Raw genomic sequence first — 19,234 nt, 5'->3', positions numbered from 1 at the left:
TTCGGGGATACGGCGTCTCGATTCGAACGTCCTCTAGCCATTGAACCATCGTTCTCCCCAGGGGGCACTCATTTAGCCATCATCACTATCGGAAGCAGTCAACTAGAAGGGGTAGAACATCGATGTCTGAAAAAGTTACGAGCCCGCCGTCCACATCGGGATACACACAGATCGGCGAGCGGACGGTGAGAAAAGTAGCTGCTTCCGTTGGCACGTCCGCTACAGCGCTTCCACCCCTGTACGGGGAAATCGACCCTGACGCATTGGAGCGACTCTTCGGTGGTCGAGAGGACAATCCCGGCCGACTCGAGTTCAGGTACGTAAACCACCACGTCGTCGTCCGCAGTAACGGAACGATAACCGTCTCGCCGATCGACGATTTGGAACCTGCCGATCCCGACGGTACCGTTCTCGCGTGGGGGGGCGACCGTCCGTTGTGCCTATCGATCGTCGAGGCAGTAGCCGCCACGACGGACGACGAACCGACGGCTATGGAGCCGCTATACGATGTCGTTGACCCCGAGGCGCTCGAAGACATAGTAAGTCAGGCCCCGCCACAGAACGGCGGGACGATAGCTGCCCAGTTTCAGTACTCCGGCTGTGTAGTGTCCGTGGCTGCGACGGGGTCGATCCACATAGATGTAGCGTGTGAAACGCTCTACAACTGAATTTGACAGGTCGCGCTACGCATCGGTGTTCTCGAGTGCTCGACTCACAGCCTGTAATACGTCGGTCGCTCGCTTGACCTCCGCCCCGCTCTCGACGAATACGAGCGTCCGGGGAGGCGTCGATGCTTTCGGCCGTACCCGCAGATCAACGTCCGATGCTGCCTCGGTTGCCACGTCCTGTCTCACCTCGAACTCGAGGTGTGCCCTCTCTTCGTGGACGAACGCACGAGCGATCCGCTTCTTCCGACGAACGACGTCGTATGCGCGAGCGCCGTCAGCCGTCGGTTGAACGTCTCGGTCCGCGTTCGTAACGGAGAAATACTCGAGTTCGCCGTCTTCGCGACCGTCAACCTCCGAAGCGAGCAACTGTGCGATTCGGTGACCGTCGGTGATCCGTTCCTCGACCATGCACGTCGGTCGGTACGCTGTGGATTAACCGTCTTCGGCTTCGAGGATCGCCTCACGAGCGATCGGTGCGAGGTCGTCGATCGCGAGGCCCTCGCGGCGAGCGTAGACGACCGCGGCGGCCTCGATTGTCAAACCCAGGTCCTGCTGGAGGGTGTTGATCGCGCCGACGGCTTCGTGTTTTTCCATCCCGTCGGCGACCAGCGAATCGAGGACGCGTTCGAACGCGGAGCGTTCCTGTAAGAGGTCTTCGTCCGGGACGAACTCCTCTGGCACAGTCACACTGGCGGGATCGAACGTGACGGTGAGACCGTCGCCGTTGCGCTCCAGCAGTCCGTCCCGAGTTGCAACGTCGATCAACCGTTTGGACTGATCGGGGGAGAACCAGTCCCGGTCGAGCGAGAGGGCGACGACGAACTCGTTTTCCTTGAGTCGGCGGGTTCCGTTCTGGATGAACGGCGCGGCAACCGCGACGCGAAGGCTCATCGGAGACGACTCTCTCGAGCGGTGAGATAACGATGGCGGTTCCGACCGATCAGCGGTCGAACGTCAGCAGTCGGCCGCGGTGGATCAGTCCGAGGCGCGGCCGCCCCCGTTGCGGTCGGCTCGGGACGGGGGCGGGAACTCTGTCGGGGTCGCTTCGGGGGTCTCTGGAAGGACACACCGGTCGGGCTCGCGATTGACGTGGCGATATTGGTTCGGTGCATTCGCGAGGGGATGGGCAGGATTCTGATCGCTGTCGATACGGGCGGCGCGTACCTCGCTGAACCCGCTGAGTCGGGCCTGAATCCCGCGCCAGTGATACCGGGTCGCCGCGGGAACCGAAACCGGCCGGGGAGACTTGCCGTCCGGATGTCGCGTGGCGAGGATCGCGTTGTTGACGTTGCTCGCGAGTGCGTCGTGGTCGATGAGAACGCCGACTGCGGCGTCCCGCGGCGCACGCGCAGCGAGGACGTCCAGACCGAGGTGCAACGCCCGATACTCGGCGACGTTGTTGTCAGGCGGCGTGTCATCGGTTGCGACCCGTGCAACGCGGGTTCCGTCGCGCGTTTCGATCACGGCGCCCAGCCCACCGCCCGAGTCTCGGAACGACCCGTCGGTGGCGACGTAGAAGTCACGATGATGGGTTCGAGGGGGGTGGGCGATGTGTGGTGTGGGCGACTCGTCGAACAGATCCCGCAGTGCGGGCCGGCCGTGAGCGGCCATGTAAGCGAGTAGGCCAGTCGCGCACTTAACTATATCGTCCGTGATAACATATGTCAATGAAGCCCAGGGGAGCGATCTGCGCGACGATATAGTATTCTATAACCGTTCTCGAGAAATAAAAAGTCATTCTATCTAACTATATCGGGACGTAACACCGCCATTCGGTTCGATAATGCCGAATTCGGGGATGGCAGAAAAGGTGGATGAAGACGGGTCGACCAGGACCCAATCTGTATTGGCAGTAGGTGTAATACCACTGGGTGCTTGAACGAAGTATGAACCGGACAAACGGCAGCCGAATGGAAGCGGCTTGTTCACTTCTCGCGGAATCCGAGCGGCGGTTTCTCCTCTACCAACTCGCGGAAGACCGGTCTGCAAACCTCGAGGACCTCGTCGCACAGGTCGCGACCTGGGAACTCGACATCCACGACGTGGCGATCGATAAGGAAACGAGACAGAGCGTGTACGTCTCGTTGGTGCACAACCACCTGCCACGACTCGCGGATTACGATATCATCGAATACGATCTGCGAAGCGGCGATATCGTGTTAGATGACGGATTCGACGACATCAAACCCCTGCTCGAGCAGTTCAGACAGACCGAGGACGAACCCGAAATTCGCGAACGAGCACCGCTCTGAGAAAAGACGAGGTCGAATCACCGGACACCGTTTTCTGCCGGTTCCCGTTTTCGACGTTCAGAACGGAGAACGCTGCCTTCGACCCTCTCGTACACATTTCGAATCGGTAGTCATCGTATTCTCCTCCCGAGATGGCTGCGGTGAGCCGCCATCGGACCCTTTCGCTGTTCTAGCTCTCGCTACGCTCTGGGGTACCGCGTTCGTCGCGATCAGTGCCGGACTCTCGGGACTTCCGCCGGCCTCTTTGCAGCGCTCCGCTTCGATATCGTCGGCGCAGCGGATCTCGGATACGCGGTGTACGCAGTCGATAACTGGTACCCCCGAGGCCGGGCGGAGTGGACGGAAGTTCCGGCGGGGCAGTGCTGGTAATAGCTTCTTATCACGCGTTTCTGTTTATCGGCCAGCAGAACACGATGGCCGCAGCAGTGGCGATCCTCGTCAATCTCCCACCGGGCCCGAGTGGCAATTTCGCCCGACTTCTCGTCCCCGCTGACGCGCTCTCCAGGGTCGACTTCATCGACGTCCTCATCGGCTTCGTGGATGTTGGCGTCGTCGTCAAGCCCGATCCGTCGCACCGGCTCACGACGAGCGTCGTTGCGAAAGGGCTCGTTCCTCATCTGCGCCGCGGCGGCGTTCGCCCTCGGAAGCGTTCTCACCCGTCGGATCGACGCGTCGTTCGCTATCGAAACGATAGAAGCCTGGTCGATGCTCGGCGGACCACTTTGCTGGTATCTGGTGAGTCTCGCAATTGGTGATTCCGTCGACTCGGGCGCGTGGGCTCAGCCTGAGGCCAACGGTGGGCTCGCAGACCTGTCGCCCGAGGCGAGCGCAGTCGGCTTTTTCATCTACTTCGATCTACACGAGCGATTGGGTGCCGACGAGATCAACATGGTGTCGTCCGTCGCACCGATCGTCACCGCAATCGTCGGCTGGCTCTGTTACGGCGACGCAGTCGATACGGCGTCGGTCGTCGGGCTCGGTCTCATCGCAGTCGGCTTCCTCTTCGTCAAACCGGTCAATTCGGCGGGAATTCGGGCACGTTCGTTCGCAGGCCTCGGACAATTGAGCGCTTACCGACGATGCGCGTGACCGACGTACAACGCGAGGAGGTGGCCGACGACCAGACCGAGAAACAGGACACCGTCGATGGACGTCGACAAGCCGGACGCCAGCAGCGGGAAATACAGAATCGGCATCGCGATGGCCGACCAGAATCCCGCCGCACGGATCGCCGTCGCGAGTCGCGGTACTGCTCGCTCGAGGGCACCGTGCTCGCTATCGCGGCGATCACTCGGTGGACTCGAACTACCCGACCGCCGATCTGAGAGGGAGGGTGGGCTCGTCATCGGAGGGACCTACGAGTGTGCCTTCTCGACGACGACGCAAGTACGGGTCGAACGTTTTGGACGGTTAGGATGGATTCAGCGGAATCAGTCCGATTGAACGAAACATTTACGCCGAAAAGATCCGCCTCGGCTCGAGGAACCACGATGGTGCCTCTCACAACTCGTCGAACGATCCCCTTTGTCTCCCTCGTCTGCTGTTTCTTCGCGCATACTCGACCCGTCAGTGGAGGGTGAGGTATCCATCGGATCGATTCGCGGTTCCGTCGAATTCTGTCACGATCGGGTTCTCCCCGGGTGGACGAACACGAGACCGCCGACCGGGTAGCGATTCGAGATAGCTCGTTTCTTCGTCACGGGACCGATGAAACTCGCTACGGATCCCGGTCGTCCGCACTCGAGTCGAGGGTGAACTCGCCGTCGAACGTTCCGGCTGGCGACTCGAGGACCACCGTCTCCCCTGCCGTCATCGAATCGCCGATGTCGACGGCGACGTCCGCTTTGCCCACCGTTTGCGGAAAGAGGATGTCGACGCGGCTGCCGAACGCGATGTGTCCGATTCGCTCGCCTCGCTCGACGTCATCTTCAGGTTCGGCGTATGGATGGATGCGACGGGCGAATGCACCGGCGATCAGCGTTACCTCGGCATCGGATTCCGCCACGGCCGAATTCGGGTTTGCGGTGCGGATGTCGGTTTCGAGAGACGGTTCACCATCGTCAGCGGCCTCTGCCGCGCTCTCGCTCACGACTTCGTTCGGGCTTTCGGTCACACTCGACGCCGCCGTTCCGTCACCGTCAGCGGGCAAATTCGGAGACTCAGTCTCGAAGCGAACGTGAACACGCTCGTTTCGGTCGGATTCCTTCGAGAAGGCAGGACGATTCGCACCAGAGACGTGCTCGACGTCGGTGACGCGTCCCGCGAAAGGCGAACGGACGACGTGAACGTGCCAGACGTTCATGAATACTCCCAGGCGAACCCGGTCTCCCTCTTCGCGGAGGACTGAGACGGTCCCGTCGGCGGGCGAGACGACGCCGGTCGGCGGGGGAGTACGGTCGGGGTCGCGGAAGAACGCGAGAGTGGCGGCGCCGACCGCGAGCGCCACGAGACTCGCCGTGACGCTGATGAGGAGGGCAAACGGGGCGGCAAGCAGGGGAACGACGGCGTACTTCCAACCACCCGGCGCGATGTTCATGAACTGACTGAGGTGGCCGAATCGTATGGCCGTTACGGCTCGAAAGCCCCGCGGTCAGCGGTATTTCGATATCTCTGTACAACGGAACTGCGGCTCCAGAACCCCCATCACAGTGGCCTCCTACAGACGGGGTATTATTCCGTTTACACCGCTGGGACTCGATACGGAGGGAGTTCTATCGGTAGCGACGGTCGCTCGTTTCGGCTAGTCGATTACAACCAAAATTTGGGCAACCGTGGAACGAATAGCTGACAGCTACGACGGTATCATCGAATATTTGAACCTGCCGACGGCTGTATCGTCGTTTTCGGCGTTCTTGACCGTTCGAGACGCATTTCTTTCGAGCTAACGGCAGTGACGTATTGTTGATTCTCGAGAATAACAATATGCTGGTCCGTGGCGCAAGCGGTCGCCAGCCATGAAACGACGAACGTATCTCAGCGCCGCTTTCGCGACTGCTCTTGCGGGCTGTTCAAGTTCCGAAGAATCGGACGGCGAAGGCCCAGACGCCGAGCAGCGGTCGAACGAAAACGGTACCGCCGTCGCGTTCGACGACTTCGAAAATCTGGACGCGTGGGACGCGCCGCTCGGAACGCTCTCCGCGGACGAGTCGCGAACGTACACCGGATCGCAATCCGCAAAGCTCGAGTCGGGTTCTGACAACCAGTTCAGGATCGTTCGAGAGCTGTCCGAGCCGGCCGACCTCTCCGGAATGCGCCCCTGTCTGGCGGTATCGACGGAGCACGAGGCGGATATGGTCGTTCAGCTACTCGACGAGGACGAAAATCGAATGGTCTTTCGACAGCAGGTTCACCGCGGAACGCCGCTCGTGCAAACCAATTTCGGCGTCGATACAGTCGACGGCGAACCCGATATGAGTGCGATCAGTGAAGTCCAACTCCTCCGCTGGACCGGCGACGACGATAAAGGAGCGGTGTGGGTCGACGATCTCCGGTTCGTCTCTACCCCCGACGTCGGGAAGGTCATGCTTCAATTCGATGGCGGCTACGAAACCGACTATACGCACGCTCTCCCGGTTCTCCAGGAGTACGACTATCCCGCCGTCTCGTTTATCACACCGGGACGGGTTCGCGAGGACGAACGTGCCACGGGCGACCACCTCCTCCGCGAACAGCTCGACGAACTCGCTGACGCCGGCTGGACGATCGCAAGTCACTCGATGCACGGCCTCGATCTCACCAGCCTGTCGGATCGCGACCCGGAGTCGGAAATCCGCGACGCCACGGAGTGGCTCGAGGACGAAGGGTTCGAGGACGGAGCGCAGTATTTCGCCTATCCGCAGGGAATGTACAACGGGGACACGCTCGAATTCGTCGCGGAACACCACGATCTCGCGTTCGCCGGACTCTATCCATCCCAGGGTTTCGCGACGAATCCGCACCTCTGCTCCCGGGTCGACGGTCCGGACGCCGGCACGGCGCAGTCGATGCTCGATCTCACCGCCGAGGTGGGCGGCATCACGTCGCTAGCGTTCGGACAACTCGACGACGGATCTCGATCCGCACTGGCGGAAACGATCGGCCACCTCAACGAACTCGAGTCCGCCGGCGACCTCGAGGTCATCGGGCCGTCGGAGATGGCCGAGTCGTTCGTTCGCTGATCGGACCGCTCTCGATGACGCAATCGACTATCTGGAAGCCAGATCGGCCACCTCCCTCTCGAGCCCGAAACCGGAATCGTGAACGGACACGACCACCGTTCGCCAGGTTTCAGGTCGATCTACCCCCCAATTCCGAGCGTATCAGCTGGTCGTCGAAGACTGCACTCACAGCGGAATCCGTCTGAAGAAGTACTGGAAAACCGGAGCGCTTTATTACACCAGTGGGTGAGTTAATAATATGGACGGAGATATTTTGCGTGCTGTCCTCTGTGGGTTACTCGTCGGTCTCGGGATATACTGGCTTCTCGTTCCCGACTGGTTCGTTGCGGCAAGTACAGCAACGGTGTACGTTGGAGCGGGATACTTTTATTTTGCCTTCGATACGTCGCTTTTCGGTAGTGATATCCATTTTACCGACCGAACGGATAGTCTCGGTTATGCTATCGGTAGTTTCGGACTGAGTACGAGTCTGATTGCGTTTGCGGACTACTACGGGGAACAGGGGACGGCGTCGTTTTCGATCGTGGTTTTGTTATTTGGTGTAATTGCGTTTCTCACCTTTGTTTCAAAAGCCCAGCAACAGACCGAACACACCCGCTGACAAACAATTCCGGAACGACCGAACGATCGTCCCGACGTCCTTGAATCTGGTCGCTGGCGGACGACGTACATGCACAGTCCGTGAGTGACCACCAGCGATTGATCGGTCACGTCCCGACGCAGGAAACCAGTCGGCTGTCCCGTGCGGGCCTCAGTCCCAGAACGCCTGCGTTCGGGCGTACTCGCGTTCTTTCGTAAGGATGTCCCGATAGAACTCGTCTTCGTTCTCGCGAAGCTTGTTGATGATTCGCGCGGCGTTGTGCGGGCCGACGCCGCGGGCCGCCATCGCGATCACGGCCTGCTTGCCGTGGCTCTGGACGAGGCTCGCACTGCGAAACGCGCGTTCGGTCATCGTCCGCTGTTCCTCGTCTTTCTCCTCGGCGCGGACTGCCTGAACGACTTCGTCGGCCCACGGATTCAGCGAGGCGATCCGAGTCGACCCACACTCCGGACACTCGGGCTGGTCGGCAACCCGCTTGACCACCGTCTTCACCTTCCACTCCGTACAGTGGGTACAGAGCAGGATGACGCGATCGTTCTGAATCCGCTCTCGAACCGTCTCGATGACGCTCGCGTCCGCGTTTTCCGGTGCAAGCAGTTCCTGACCGGACGACCGACCGCCCCGACCGACCGGGGTGCGACCGCGGTGGGTCACCAGTTCGAGATCGCCAGTCTGGATCGCCTCGAGTATCTTACTCGCGCGCTCGACGTCCAGGTCCTCGTGGAACACCTCCCGGATCGCCTCCTCGTACATCGGCGTGTCCTCGAGCGCCGATAGCAACCGATCGTTCGAGAGACGGCCCGACCCCTGTCCCTGCCAGCGTTTGAGCGCGCCGAATTTCGCGGATACCTGCGCCAGTCGAAAGGCGAGCGCGTCCGAGCGCTTGAGCCCGAGTTCGACGATCGCCTCGACGTGATCGGGATCGGTCTCCTCGATGACTTCGATCACGTCGCTCGTCGCGATCGAGTTCGGCACCTCGAGTTCGATCCGATAGGGGTCGGTCTCGAGGCCGACCGAGGATCCCGCACGCTGGCCCAGCAGCGCGGAGAGGATTCGACCGAGCGTCTCGTTGGCCATGTGACCGAAGGGTGCGTTGCAGACGATCGACCGACCCTGTCGCTCGAGAACGAGTCGATCGGCCGTCGGCATCGGCGCGTCGGCGTCGATCTGACGCTCGAGTTGCGTACACGCTTCCGTGAGCGTGTGCTCGTCTGCCGGGTACCGGTGGGCGAGGTCCCGACCGACCGCAGCGGCGTCGGCTCCCGCTCGAAGTTGCGGTTCCGCGACCCCGCGGATGTCGCCGACCTCTCCCGCGACCGCGGCGGGAACGGGAATCTCCTGCCCGATCCAGGTCGGGACTTCGCCCGCGGGATCCTCGATGGGGCTTACCTTGACCCGGCCCTCATCGTCGTCGATTTCGGCGATCCGCCACATCTCGCCGCGCTGGATGAACACCTCTCCCGGCCGGGCGAAGTTGACGACGAACCGCTCGTCGAGCGTGCCGATTTGCCCTCCCGAGGCGATGTCGTGAACCTCGTAGGTCTCCTCGTCCGGGATCATCGAGAGATTTGCGTACACGTACTGCCAGGTACCGCCCGTCGTTTCGATCCGGTCCTCGCCTTCGTCGAACCAGACGATCCGATTTCGATGGAGTTCCGAGAGTATCTCCCGAACGGTCGCCTCGGGGACGTTTCGGAACGGGTACGCCCGCGTCACGGTTTCGACGGCTTCGTCGACGTTCGTGTTCCCGCGGCTCTGGACGACGGCCGGCAACTGGTTCGCGACCACGTCCAGGCTGCCCTCGTGGATCGCTGCCGGTTCGACTTCGCCGTCGCGGGCGCGACGGGCGATCGCAAGGGCCTCGAACGTATCGTCCGGTCGCGTCGCGACGATCGTCCCGCTCGAAACCTCGTCCTGGCGGTGGCCCGCGCGGCCGATCCGCTGCAGCAGCCTGGTGACCTGCCTGGGGCTTTTGTACTGGATCACGTGGTCGACCTGTCCCACGTCGATCCCGAGTTCCATCGAGGACGTACACAGCAGTCCGTCAAGCTCGCCGGCTTTGAACCGATCCTCGACGTCGATTCGGGCTTCCTTCGAGAGCGACCCGTGATGGATGCCGATCGGCAGATCGAGTTCCGTGAATCGCGAGCCAAGCGCTTCCGCGGTCTGGCGAGTGTTGACGAAAATCAGCGTCGACTCGTTTTCGTCGACGAGATCACGTATCAGGCGAACGTGACTGGCCGTGTCCGGCTCGGTCATGAGCTCGCCGGCCAGACGCTCGTCTTCCTCGGTCACCTCTGGTTCGCGGACCGTCACGTCCACGTTGCTCCCGACGTCGATTTCGCGAATCTCGCACGGCCGTCCCCCCGTCAGGAACTGACCGACTTCGGACGGGTCGCCGACCGTCGCCGAGAGCCCGATCCGCTGGAACGGCCCGGCGAGATCCCGGAGCCGCTCCAGACCGACCGCCAACTGCGCACCCCGTTTCGACGCGGCGAGTTCGTGGACTTCGTCGATCACGACGTGCGACACGTCCGCGAGCGCCTCGCGAAGCCGTTCACCGGTGAGCATCGCTTGCAACGTTTCGGGCGTCGTTACCAGGACGTCCGGCGGATTTTCGGCCTGTTTTCCCCGCTGATACTGGGTCGTATCGCCGTGGCGAACGTCGACCTCGAGGTCGAGGTAGTCGCCCCACCACTCGAGGCGCTCGCGCATGTCGCGGTTGAGCGCCCGGAGCGGGGTGACGTACAGTGCACCGAACCCCTCCGGCGGGCCGTCGTCGGCGAGCAGGTGATCGAAGACGGGCAACATCGCCGTCTCGGTCTTCCCGCTCCCGGTGGGTGCGATCACGAGCGTGTTCTCGCCAGCCGAAAGTGGCGGAATCGCCAGTCGCTGGGGTGCCGTTGGCTGCGAGAAGCCGCGTTCGGAGAGCGCACCGCGAACCGTCGCTCCGAGGTGCGTAAAGGCCGCGACGTCCCCGTCAGTCATCGAACCGTGATAGGGGCGAACGCCGGATAAGGGCCACGTTTTCGGCGCACCCGGGCGTCCGGACGGGAGCCGATACAGACGGTTCGGTACCGTTCACTCTTCGGTTTCCTCGGCATCTTCGCTCTTACGGTCGCCGTCAGCCGCGGAATCGGGATCCGTATCGGCGTCGAGCAGATCCTCGGCAACCGATTCGTCGACCGTCATTTCGCCCGGTTCCGCTGGTTCGGTCCGAACGTCCGGTTCCGCCCGCTCGGCGATCTCCTCGTCGGAGCGGTCGGCGGCGTACTCGGCGTTGGTTGCCGTTTCGTCGATCGCGTCGGCATCGTCCGCACCGGCCGGGGCCTCGTTCGTCTCCGCCGGAACTTCGTCGTCGGTTTCGGGCTCGTCGTCTCCTGGTTCCCCGATCGGGATCGTGGCGGTGGGCTCAGTTAGTTCGTCGGGGACGGCGTCCGCGGCCCGCTCCTGGAACTCGTCGACGGATCGGATCCCGCCGTCGTTCGAGCCGAAGAGACGTCTCACCGCGTAGGTAAATGCGAGGACGACGCCAGCGATGAGGAGATATCTGACGTAACGATCGACGGACGGAGGATTTGCGGTCAAGTCCGTTCGTGACGCCGAATTCGCTCGATCGCGATCGGGTGTTCGAATTCGCATCATGCGTCGTACGGGCTCGGGTGGCAAGTGGGTTCGGGATGGTCGAGCCGGGGTTGGTGGGGCCGAGTCTCGAGGGATCAGCCTTCGAGGTGGGAGATCCGCGCGTATCGACCGGCACGCCAGCCAGCGACGAGCGCGACCACAGTTCCGACGCAAATCGCGAGCGTGAAACCGCCGGCATAGACCTCGAGTGGCGTTCGGAGGAGTCGCTCGAAGCCAAGAACCGACGTCGAGAATCGGTTCAGTCCCAGGACGGCCGGTGGCGTCACAGCGAGGCCAACGAGACCGCCGAGAAGGCCGATGATAAGCCCCTGTACGCCGATCGTACCGGCGAGGACCCGGCGAGAGAGCCCGATCGCCCGAAGGGCCGCGAGTTCTTCGCGCTGCTGGTGGGCCACAAGCGCGAACAGATTAGCTGTCAGGATGACGCCGCCGACTATCGCGAGCCCGACGAGCGTCGCACCGCTCGCAAGGACGACCGACCGCTGTTCGATCATCCCTTCGACCTGTTCGTCGCTGGTTCGAACCTCGTATTCGGGGTACGCCTCGCTGAGTTCGTCCCGGACGGTAGCACGATCGGCGTCATCCGCCACGTCGGCGGTGACGAACGTCGCTCGATCGGTTCCCGACGTGCCGGCGACCGCCTGGAGGTCTCCCAGCGGAACCGTCACCGCGGGCGCACCCAGGTACTGAGAATAGTATCCGGAGGTACCGATAACGGTGAATTCGTACTTGCGAGCAGTCTCTCTGCTCGTTCCCACGTACACCGCGTCGCCAACCGAGACGTCGAGTTCCGCTGCGGTTCGCGGGTCGATCACGATCTTCCCCGTCCTCGGCTCGTCTGGTGGCGGACGTGCAGCGGCCTCAGCGTCGAGTTCGAATCCGTGTCCCGCCTCGAACTCGAATCCGTCGTGGGTCTCCTGAACGCCGATTGCGGGCCTCCGTTGGAGATCCGATTCGTTCGAGCCAATGTAGACGTCGTACATCGCGATCGGGGACGCGCTTTTAATGTCGTCTCGTTTGGTGAGATTGACTGCCATGTCGTGTGAACCGACGATCGGATTTTCGGTGCCGCTCACCGCCGGATTGACGGGCTCTCTCGAGATCCAGATATCGCGATCGGCGTTGTTCAGCCCCTTTTCACCCTTTTCGAGGACGCCGATCCCGAGACTCGCGAGGATCGTCACCGAAAGGACGGCCAGCGTGACCGCGAGGACGGTGAGCACGGTCCGACCGGGCGATCGCCGGAGCTGTGCGAAGGCGATCCCGGCGACGGCCCGCATTCGAACCGCCGCTCGGCGCAGAGTCACCGTCCCACCTCGTCGAGAACCGTCGTTCTCGCAGCCACTGCAAGCGGGTAGGGAACGGCCACCAGCCCGGACAGAAGGGCGACGGCGATTGCGTAGGGAATGAATACGGGATGGAAATGGGCGACCGCCCCCGGTGCGACGGTTGCCTTCGCGAACGCGTTGATTCCGATGACTCCCAGCAAACCGAGCCCGATTCCCACGAACGAGCCCACCAGCGTCGTGATTCCAGTCGATACCACGACGACGGCGAGTCGGCCGCTAGTGGGGAAGCCGACCGACTCGAGGACGGCGAGGGTGCGTCGGTCCTCGTCGACGGTCATTCCCATGGTCGTCGCAACGAACGATGCACAGATGGTGACCCCGACCAGCAGCGCGATTACGCTCGTTGCAAACGCCAACCCGTCGTCGAACAGCGAGGATGGATCGGTGCTCCCGGCGATTTGGACCGCTGCGTCGGGGTAGGCGTCCGCCGCGGCCGATTGCGCGGCTTCCCGGTCGCCCCAGACCAACACTCTATCGGCGAGTTCGCCGTCGTCCGCACCGGCGATCGACTGGAGATCGCTCAGATGGACGAGCGCGACCGGCGCGCTGGTACCGCCCGTTCCGCCCTCTGCGACGCCGACTACCGTCATCGAGCGACCGCCTGCGTCGGTCCAGCCGACCGAGACGTTTAGTTCGTCACCAGTCGATGCGTCGAGGTGCGTTGCGACGGTCGACGAGATGACGATTTCGCCCGTTCGCGAGCCGTTGTACGTTCCGTTCGCGTAGTGTGGATCGCCCGGTTCCAGCGCGGTCGTTGGCAAGCCCGCGACGGTCCGCGATTCATCGTCTGGAACGATACCGGCGAGACGGACGCTTCGAGCATCTCCCTCAGCCGTCTCGAGTCGGACCGTCTCGACCAGTACAGGTGACGCGTGATCGACGCCATCGTGCGACCGGATCGTCGCGGCTCGTTCGTTCGTCGCGCCGAGCCGTGGCCCCTCGACGCCGTCGACGGACGAGATCGTCGTACTCTCAGCCGCCGTGATACGGGCGTCAGCGTCGTCGGCGCTCATCACGCCACCGTCGGCCAGCGCTAGCGCGACGCCAGTCACGACCAACAGCAACGCGATCGTTAGTGCAACGGCCGCGATCGTCGACGCAATTCGGCCCGTCGTCGTTCGCGCTGCCTGTTTCCACCATCTGGTGAGCGAAAAGCGGATGACCCCCGCCCACCGTGTTCGTAGCCGGTCGTCCACGTCGTCGGCGACTCCGTCGCCGTCACGCGTCATTTTCGACCACCTGTCCGTCGCAAAGCGTGACGACCCGGTCGGCTACGGACAGAGTGGATTCGTCGTGCGACGCGACCAGAACCGCCCGTTCGCGCCCGATGTCGGTCAACAATTCCAGGACGTCCGCACCGGTCGCCGTGTCGAGTTCACCCGTCGGCTCGTCAGCGACGATTACGTTCGGATCGGTTGCAAGGGCTCGTGCAATCGCAACCCGCTGGCGTTCCCCGCCGCTGAGTTCTCCGGGAAGGTGCGTGATGCGGTCACCGAGACCGACCGCCTCGAGCAACGTCGTCGCACGGTCGCGTCGATCTGGTCGCGAGACGCCTTCCTGAACGAGCGGTAATGCGACGTTCGCACGAGCGGAGAGCGACGGCAGCAGATGGAACCGCTGGAATACGATGCCGATATGGCGACGGCGCACCCGCGTTCTCTCCGCATCGGACTGTGCTGCGAGATCGGTTCCACACAGTTCGACGGTCCCGGCCGTCGGAACCAGCAGCCCCGCGACCGCGTGCAATATCGTCGATTTGCCACTCCCACTCGGCCCTTCGAGTCCGACGATGGTCCCCATCGGCACCTCGAAGGAAACGTCACGGAGCGCCGTCACCGTGCGCTCGTCGCCCGATCGAAATCGGCCACCGGTCGAACCGTACTGATGGCTGACGCCCTCGAGTCGAACGGCCGTCGTCGATTCGCGGTTGTCGTCGTCGGCTCCCTCGACCGACGACCGCGAATCGTGAACTGAGTGGTCGAACATCCTTACAGGGGGTTTCACTGTACGCAAACGGCTCACCGACACATTGTTTCGACCCACATACCCTTACAAGACACCTGTTAACGGTGTTATGAAAACTGCAACCGTCTCGATTAGGGTGACAAGGGACGATCGTATACCTCACATCCGCTTCGGTAATTCCGACCCGTAGCTCGGCGCAATGAAGGTTGCCTGACCTGGCCGATAGACGGGCGCCAGAGGCGCGTTAGCGACAGTCGAAGTCCAAATCGAAGACGGACAGGTCGCCGCCTTCTCACTCCGTAGGCCCATCGCACGACTCATCGCCAGAACCTATTCACCAATAACGACTCCCTAAGAGTCCCTGAGGCACCGATCCAGGCGATAACCCCGCCGACGGTGTAGCATTGTTGCCTCCGACCACAGCGTCGACCGATGGGTAGCCCGTCCGAACACGAAGCGAAGCCGAACATACCCGCCGATCGGCTGCAAGGTTCCGCCGCGCGTGAACAGGGGTCCACTCGCCGGAACCCTCTCGGATGGATCGCCGATTTCTTCTTCGCCTCACCGATTCGAATGCTCGTGGAGATCGATCAAAACTCGTAGTAAGCGATCTCCTGGGATCCACAGGTCGAGCATATATCCGCGTTTGTCTCGAGCTTTTCACCACAATTTCGACACTCATACAACCTTGCTCCGTTCGTCTTCTCGGATCTGGTGGCTTTGTTTCGGAGTAGTGATAGTGCGCCCATCTTCGACCCCTCTTGTAGAGATTGATGGCACAGGATTATCAATATTATTAATGATTATATTGAATATCTTGATATATTTCCACTGTGTCCGTGTCGCGACCGGATTTCCCGCTGTCGAGTTTCAGGATCGTTCTCGCCCGATGGTCCGAAAATTTGCCGGACGCTCGATCCGGACGGTGACGCACCTCGAGGAGGTATCGGGCGAGTACTGAACTCCGCCGCTGTCTCTCCTACTGACGACCGAATCCTGACCGACGGATTCGTTGTTGCCGACGTTCTCGCACCTCGCTCGGCCAGGCCGCCACTGCGTCGATTCGTTGGTTCGTTTCCGATCAGTGTCTCGCGAACGTCCCAGCGTAACGATCGGTTATTTCTTCAGACAGAGGTGCATATGATGAATCACCATGGATGGTAATTACAATTCAAGTCGGTCAGAAGGAATAACCGTACGCCGCCGACGACTGCTACAGGCCACTGCTGTCACAGCCACCGGTAGTCTCGGACTATCGAATCGAGTGGATGCTGCAGAACCCGACCCTGGACCGATCGAGGAGCTTACGGATTGTTTCACGTTTTGGGATGCCGCCTCGGAAACGTATCCGCAACTCGATCTAACGGTCTCGCAACCCACGACCCGTAACGTCCCCAACTCTCCGACGGAGTTGCTGATTTACGCTCACGGATGGAACAGCGAAGGAAAGAACGGCCGCGATCAAGCGGCCACGTTCGAACATGCGCTTCGAGCGAACGGGTACGAACATCCCGTCGTCAACGCTCAGTGGGAATCGGATTCCTTCGACCTGGCTGAGGCCGGACGACGCGCAGACGAGTGTGCGCATCGTCTGGCCGACTGGCTCCGCGACTACCGGACCCGCCATCCAGACGTTACGATTCGTCTCGCTGGACTCTCGCTCGGAGCACGTGTCCCACTCACGACGCTCGAGGCGTTAGATGGCGACGTTACTGTCGCAACCGTTTCGCTCTTCGGGGCAGCGGTCGATGCCACGTGGCTCTGTTCGAATAGTTCGACCGGATACGATGGTGCGGCAATCGACGCCTCCACGGGAACGATATTCAACTACTACTCGAACGATGACGATACGATCTGTACGACGTACACGATCGGAAACTCGAACGGTGGACTCGGATGCGATGGTGCTGATTGTACCGCGTTGTCCGGAAGTGGGTCGACGCCGGACGCCTACGTCGACGTCGACGTAACCGACGAAATTGGCGGTCATTGCGCCTATCAAATTCAAAGCGGCGGGATCGTCAGTCAGGTTGTAACTGACTTCAGAGCTGCCGATACCGCTGTGGAGAATCGAGACGACAGGTAACGCGAGTGAATCGCCTCGGAGTCAAGTCGTTCGAGAATTTCCGATTCTCGTGACTGAACGAATCAACGATTCGCCAGGACCGCGAAACCGTTGGTTTCGCTGACTTCGCGGAGCCCCGATTGGCGACGAAAGGCCGAAGGCCTTTCGAACCACGTGATCCCGGGGCGATTCACCTCGGATCGTCCACGGCAGAAGGTGGCTGCCGACGACTCGAGTCACGCCGTTCGTCTTTAAGTACCGGTTATTCGAGCAGGTACGCTCATTGGTAGTACTCGCGAACGACTAGTGTGTTACAAGACACCACGGGTACGAACTGGCAGGCCGAACGGATCGACACCACGAGCAAATGGTACGATCTCTTTCAGAAAGGTGTCGAACTCGGGACGTGGGACGTCGAGAAACTGTTCGACGAGGTCGGTTTCGAGGAGGATCGCGAGATCTGGGCATCGCTCGAGCCTGGCGAGCGAAAACAGATCCGATACCTGTTATCCGGATTTCTCGACGGAGAGTTTGCTGTCGGCGAGGACGCGAGCCATCATCTCCAGCGAATCGTTGGCGCGCCGTGTTTCGACGACAACGAAGAAATGGAGATGTATATGACGATGTTTACGCTGACCGAACACAAGCACACACAGTTTCTCGACGTGTACATGCACGAGGTGATGGGCGAACAGGACGCGTTCGCGGAACTGAACCCGAAACGCGGAGGAGCGCGGATTCCGATCGTGCAAGCAACTGGGCTCGGCGACGTTTTCGACCGACAGGGCCAGTTAACAGCGAGAGCGGCCCACTCACAGGACCCCGTCGACATCGCCGAGGCGCTTACGGTGTATCACATGATCGTGGAGGGGCTGCTCGCCCGCGGCGGGTTCTATTCGATCAATAAACTCTCGCAGAATGCACCGCTGTCGCTTTTGAACCACGGGTTCAAGCTAATCAGCACGGACGAAGGACGGCACATCACCCACGGCGTCGAAGCGTTGAACGAACTGATCGAAAAGGAACGATCCGGCCGGCGGGAGTTTCAGGGCGTCAGTCAGGCGATTATCGACGTTCTCTACGAGAACGTGGGTTCGATCGCCGACTTCGGGTACATGTTCACGGGGGCCGTCGACGACCCGCTCGAGATCAGCTTCGACGACCTCCTGTTACGGGTGGGCCACCTCGTCGACGGCCAGTTCAACGAAGCGCTGGACCTCGAGGTCAACCATCACAAGATCATCGGTATCGTCGCCGACCGCCATCAGGAGTGTCTGGAAACAGACATCGACGAGGAGGTACGGAAGTATCAGGAACAGTACAATCGCAAACGCGGCGCTGCGGCCGATGGAGGTCGCGATGATGACTGACATCACCGAACTAAACGAGTTGTCCCGCGGGGCGGCGTTTACCGCCTCGGAAGATGACGTCGCCGATGCGATCGAGGACGCTGCCGCGGAACTCGACCAGAGCGTCGAGGAAATCCGCGAGAACGTCGCGTACATCATGGATTCGACGTTCGAAACCGACGGCGTCAGCACGTCGTTCAACGAGAGTATCAGCGGAGCCAGCCTCGAACACGACGAAGTCGGAACCGGCGACCCACGCCTCGAGGCACTGGAACTGTACAAACTGCGCCAGCGAGTGTAGATGTACGACGTCACGTTTCACCTCGAGAACGAAACGAAAACCGTCGCCGTCTCCCCGGACGAGTACGTCCTCGATGCGGCGATGAGAGCCGGTCTCGATCTTCCACACTCCTGTCGAAACGGAATGTGTCGGCGATGTACCGGCAAATTGCTTGAGGGGGACCTCGACGGAAGCGAGGGGACAGCCCTCACCACCGAACAGGAGACCGACGGCTACGTGCTCCTGTGTTGTTCGTATCCGCGAGCAGACTGCGAGATTCAGGTCGGTGAACGCGTCCAGAACGACCTTCTCGGCCTCGACGTTCGTTGAGGCAAACCAGGTTCGTTCGTGCGTGCTCGAGTAGCGGGATCGCTTCGTCGTTCCGAGGCAGAATTCGACATCGGGGCACGTTTTCGGAACTCGGACGCCCGTTCCGCAGTCAGTCGAGCCGCTGGCTGAAACGCGTCTTTCAGCGTGAGAAATGTCTTTGTCGTTTCGCGAGAGCAGGGTGAGATGAGAGATGACAGAACTGTACGACGAACTGGGATTCGACACGCTCCTTGCTCTCGCCGCCGGTCTCGCACTCGTAGCGTACATGCTCGGAATCTTTCCGGGACCGGATTACGCCGCTGCTGTTGGACTCGGTTTCGTGGTAGCGGGCGTGATTATCTTCGTTCCATCTGGAGCGCGCGTCCCGGCATTTGCGATCGGCGTCGTATCAGTGGGCGTCGCCGGGATCGCTTTTCCCCGTGCGGTCGTGGCGTTTGTAGATACCCCCGCCAGGAACGAACTTCCCATCGTCCTCACCGGAAGCGGCCTCGTTCTGGTCCTCGCCTTCGGTCTCGTCCGGTTGACCGCGTTCGATACACGGAGACGACAGACCGTCGAATAACTCGCTCTCGA

19 protein-coding genes and 1 pseudogene are annotated in these 19,234 nt (G+C 61.5%); 10 read left to right on the top strand and 10 right to left on the bottom strand.

All coding sequences use genetic code 11. From position 1 onward, the window contains the following. Window positions 1-122: 122 nt before the first annotated feature. Window positions 123-668, top strand: a complete 546-nt coding sequence (locus HYG82_RS28730; RefSeq protein WP_179260503.1) for a HalOD1 output domain-containing protein — start codon at window positions 123-125, stop codon at window positions 666-668. Between the two features lie 15 nt (window positions 669-683). On the opposite strand, the gene HYG82_RS28725 is transcribed toward HYG82_RS28730, so the two are convergent. From HYG82_RS28725 to HYG82_RS28715, 3 genes are all read right to left on the bottom strand, one after another. Beyond that, a complete protein-coding gene (locus HYG82_RS28725; protein WP_179260502.1) occupies window positions 684-1,076 on the bottom strand; it encodes a DUF7993 family protein in 393 nt (130 codons plus the stop codon). Window positions 1,077-1,100: 24 nt separating this feature from the next. Next, window positions 1,101-1,559, bottom strand: a complete 459-nt coding sequence (locus HYG82_RS28720) for a DUF2240 family protein (protein ID WP_179260501.1) — start codon at window positions 1,557-1,559, stop codon at window positions 1,101-1,103. Between the two features lie 84 nt (window positions 1,560-1,643). Beyond that, a complete protein-coding gene (locus HYG82_RS28715) occupies window positions 1,644-2,279 on the bottom strand; it encodes a ribonuclease H family protein (RefSeq protein ID WP_179260500.1) in 636 nt (211 codons plus the stop codon). 275 nt (window positions 2,280-2,554) lie between these two features. On the opposite strand from HYG82_RS28715, the gene HYG82_RS28710 reads away from it, so the two are divergent. Further along, a complete protein-coding gene (locus HYG82_RS28710; protein WP_179260499.1) occupies window positions 2,555-2,920 on the top strand; it encodes a DUF7344 domain-containing protein in 366 nt (121 codons plus the stop codon). A gap of 140 nt (window positions 2,921-3,060) precedes the next feature. After that, window positions 3,061-3,986, top strand: a pseudogene (locus tag HYG82_RS28705) (DMT family transporter). 4 nt (window positions 3,987-3,990) lie between these two features. Here HYG82_RS28705 and HYG82_RS28700 read toward each other — a convergent pair. Both HYG82_RS28700 and HYG82_RS28695 read right to left on the bottom strand, forming a co-directional pair. Continuing rightward, window positions 3,991-4,266: a DUF8028 family protein gene (locus HYG82_RS28700; RefSeq protein WP_179260498.1), complete on the bottom strand. Its 276-nt coding sequence runs from the start codon at window positions 4,264-4,266 to the stop codon at window positions 3,991-3,993. A gap of 371 nt (window positions 4,267-4,637) precedes the next feature. Next, the gene (locus tag HYG82_RS28695) at window positions 4,638-5,456 is read right to left on the bottom strand and encodes a protein sorting system archaetidylserine decarboxylase (protein ID WP_179260497.1); all 819 of its coding nucleotides are present in this window, start codon (window positions 5,454-5,456) and stop codon (window positions 4,638-4,640) included. A gap of 418 nt (window positions 5,457-5,874) precedes the next feature. On the opposite strand from HYG82_RS28695, the gene HYG82_RS28690 reads away from it, so the two are divergent. Then, window positions 5,875-7,077, top strand: a complete 1,203-nt coding sequence (locus HYG82_RS28690) for a polysaccharide deacetylase family protein (protein WP_179260496.1) — start codon at window positions 5,875-5,877, stop codon at window positions 7,075-7,077. Window positions 7,078-7,315: 238 nt separating this feature from the next. Beyond that, on the top strand, window positions 7,316-7,678 hold the full coding sequence (locus HYG82_RS28685) for a hypothetical protein (protein WP_179260495.1): 363 nt from the start codon (window positions 7,316-7,318) through the stop codon (window positions 7,676-7,678). 150 nt (window positions 7,679-7,828) lie between these two features. Here HYG82_RS28685 and HYG82_RS28680 read toward each other — a convergent pair whose 3' ends face one another. The 5 genes from HYG82_RS28680 to HYG82_RS28660 all read right to left on the bottom strand — a co-directional run bounded on the left by HYG82_RS28680 (window position 7,829) and on the right by HYG82_RS28660 (window position 14,658). Beyond that, window positions 7,829-10,666, bottom strand: a complete 2,838-nt coding sequence (locus tag HYG82_RS28680; RefSeq protein WP_179260494.1) for a DEAD/DEAH box helicase — start codon at window positions 10,664-10,666, stop codon at window positions 7,829-7,831. Window positions 10,667-10,759: 93 nt separating this feature from the next. Then, window positions 10,760-11,320 (bottom strand): hypothetical protein, encoded by a 561-nt coding sequence (locus HYG82_RS28675; RefSeq protein ID WP_179260493.1) that lies wholly within the window; start codon window positions 11,318-11,320, stop codon window positions 10,760-10,762. Between the two features lie 77 nt (window positions 11,321-11,397). Next, window positions 11,398-12,603 carry an ABC transporter permease gene (locus tag HYG82_RS28670; RefSeq protein ID WP_179264417.1) on the bottom strand — a complete coding sequence of 402 codons (1,206 nt, stop codon included), beginning with the start codon at window positions 12,601-12,603 and terminating at the stop codon, window positions 11,398-11,400. Between the two features lie 23 nt (window positions 12,604-12,626). After that, window positions 12,627-13,901: an ABC transporter permease gene (locus HYG82_RS28665; protein WP_179260492.1), complete on the bottom strand. Its 1,275-nt coding sequence runs from the start codon at window positions 13,899-13,901 to the stop codon at window positions 12,627-12,629. Continuing rightward, window positions 13,891-14,658 carry an ABC transporter ATP-binding protein gene (locus tag HYG82_RS28660; RefSeq protein ID WP_179260491.1) on the bottom strand — a complete coding sequence of 256 codons (768 nt, stop codon included), beginning with the start codon at window positions 14,656-14,658 and terminating at the stop codon, window positions 13,891-13,893. The genes HYG82_RS28665 and HYG82_RS28660 overlap by 11 nt, the downstream gene beginning before the upstream one ends. Window positions 14,659-15,901: 1,243 nt before the next feature. Between HYG82_RS28660 and HYG82_RS28655 the strand changes: the two genes are divergently transcribed. From HYG82_RS28655 to HYG82_RS28635, 5 genes are all read left to right on the top strand, one after another. After that, the gene (locus HYG82_RS28655) at window positions 15,902-16,723 is read left to right on the top strand and encodes an alpha/beta hydrolase (RefSeq protein ID WP_179260490.1); all 822 of its coding nucleotides are present in this window, start codon (window positions 15,902-15,904) and stop codon (window positions 16,721-16,723) included. Window positions 16,724-17,010: 287 nt separating this feature from the next. After that, window positions 17,011-18,072, top strand: coding sequence for a ribonucleotide-diphosphate reductase subunit beta (locus tag HYG82_RS28650; RefSeq protein ID WP_179260489.1), 1,062 nt, complete (start codon window positions 17,011-17,013; stop codon window positions 18,070-18,072). Then, entirely contained in the window at window positions 18,065-18,352 is a 288-nt protein-coding gene (locus HYG82_RS28645; RefSeq protein ID WP_179260488.1) for a hypothetical protein, read from the top strand. The genes HYG82_RS28650 and HYG82_RS28645 overlap by 8 nt, the downstream gene beginning before the upstream one ends. Next, window positions 18,353-18,661, top strand: a complete 309-nt coding sequence (locus HYG82_RS28640; protein WP_179260487.1) for a 2Fe-2S iron-sulfur cluster-binding protein — start codon at window positions 18,353-18,355, stop codon at window positions 18,659-18,661. Between the two features lie 190 nt (window positions 18,662-18,851). Continuing rightward, entirely contained in the window at window positions 18,852-19,223 is a 372-nt protein-coding gene (locus HYG82_RS28635; RefSeq protein ID WP_179260486.1) for a hypothetical protein, read from the top strand. The last annotated feature ends 11 nt before the right edge of the window (window positions 19,224-19,234 follow it).

It is taken from the genome of Natrinema halophilum, from assembly GCF_013402815.2.
GTDB classification, from domain to species: Archaea; Halobacteriota; Halobacteria; order Halobacteriales; family Natrialbaceae; genus Natrinema; species Natrinema halophilum.
The sequence above is the reverse complement of the archived record's forward strand: the minus strand, read 5'-3'. Positions and strand labels throughout refer to the sequence as shown.

Coding starts and splice junctions, on each gene's coding strand:
- HYG82_RS28700 (WP_179260498.1), bottom strand. CDS start 4,266: ATGACGAGCCCACCCTCCCTCTCAGATCGGCGGTCGGGTAGTTCGAGT.
- HYG82_RS28730 (WP_179260503.1), top strand. CDS start 123: ATGTCTGAAAAAGTTACGAGCCCGCCGTCCACATCGGGATACACACAG.
- HYG82_RS28725 (WP_179260502.1), bottom strand. CDS start 1,076: ATGGTCGAGGAACGGATCACCGACGGTCACCGAATCGCACAGTTGCTC.
- HYG82_RS28690 (WP_179260496.1), top strand. CDS start 5,875: ATGAAACGACGAACGTATCTCAGCGCCGCTTTCGCGACTGCTCTTGCG.
- HYG82_RS28675 (WP_179260493.1), bottom strand. CDS start 11,320: ATGCGAATTCGAACACCCGATCGCGATCGAGCGAATTCGGCGTCACGA.
- HYG82_RS28680 (WP_179260494.1), bottom strand. CDS start 10,666: ATGACTGACGGGGACGTCGCGGCCTTTACGCACCTCGGAGCGACGGTT.
- HYG82_RS28645 (WP_179260488.1), top strand. CDS start 18,065: ATGACTGACATCACCGAACTAAACGAGTTGTCCCGCGGGGCGGCGTTT.
- HYG82_RS28710 (WP_179260499.1), top strand. CDS start 2,555: ATGAACCGGACAAACGGCAGCCGAATGGAAGCGGCTTGTTCACTTCTC.
- HYG82_RS28635 (WP_179260486.1), top strand. CDS start 18,852: ATGACAGAACTGTACGACGAACTGGGATTCGACACGCTCCTTGCTCTC.
- HYG82_RS28715 (WP_179260500.1), bottom strand. CDS start 2,279: ATGGCCGCTCACGGCCGGCCCGCACTGCGGGATCTGTTCGACGAGTCG.
- HYG82_RS28685 (WP_179260495.1), top strand. CDS start 7,316: ATGGACGGAGATATTTTGCGTGCTGTCCTCTGTGGGTTACTCGTCGGT.
- HYG82_RS28640 (WP_179260487.1), top strand. CDS start 18,353: ATGTACGACGTCACGTTTCACCTCGAGAACGAAACGAAAACCGTCGCC.
- HYG82_RS28670 (WP_179264417.1), bottom strand. CDS start 12,603: ATGCGGGCCGTCGCCGGGATCGCCTTCGCACAGCTCCGGCGATCGCCC.
- HYG82_RS28720 (WP_179260501.1), bottom strand. CDS start 1,559: ATGAGCCTTCGCGTCGCGGTTGCCGCGCCGTTCATCCAGAACGGAACC.
- HYG82_RS28660 (WP_179260491.1), bottom strand. CDS start 14,658: ATGTTCGACCACTCAGTTCACGATTCGCGGTCGTCGGTCGAGGGAGCC.
- HYG82_RS28695 (WP_179260497.1), bottom strand. CDS start 5,456: ATGAACATCGCGCCGGGTGGTTGGAAGTACGCCGTCGTTCCCCTGCTT.
- HYG82_RS28665 (WP_179260492.1), bottom strand. CDS start 13,901: ATGACGCGTGACGGCGACGGAGTCGCCGACGACGTGGACGACCGGCTA.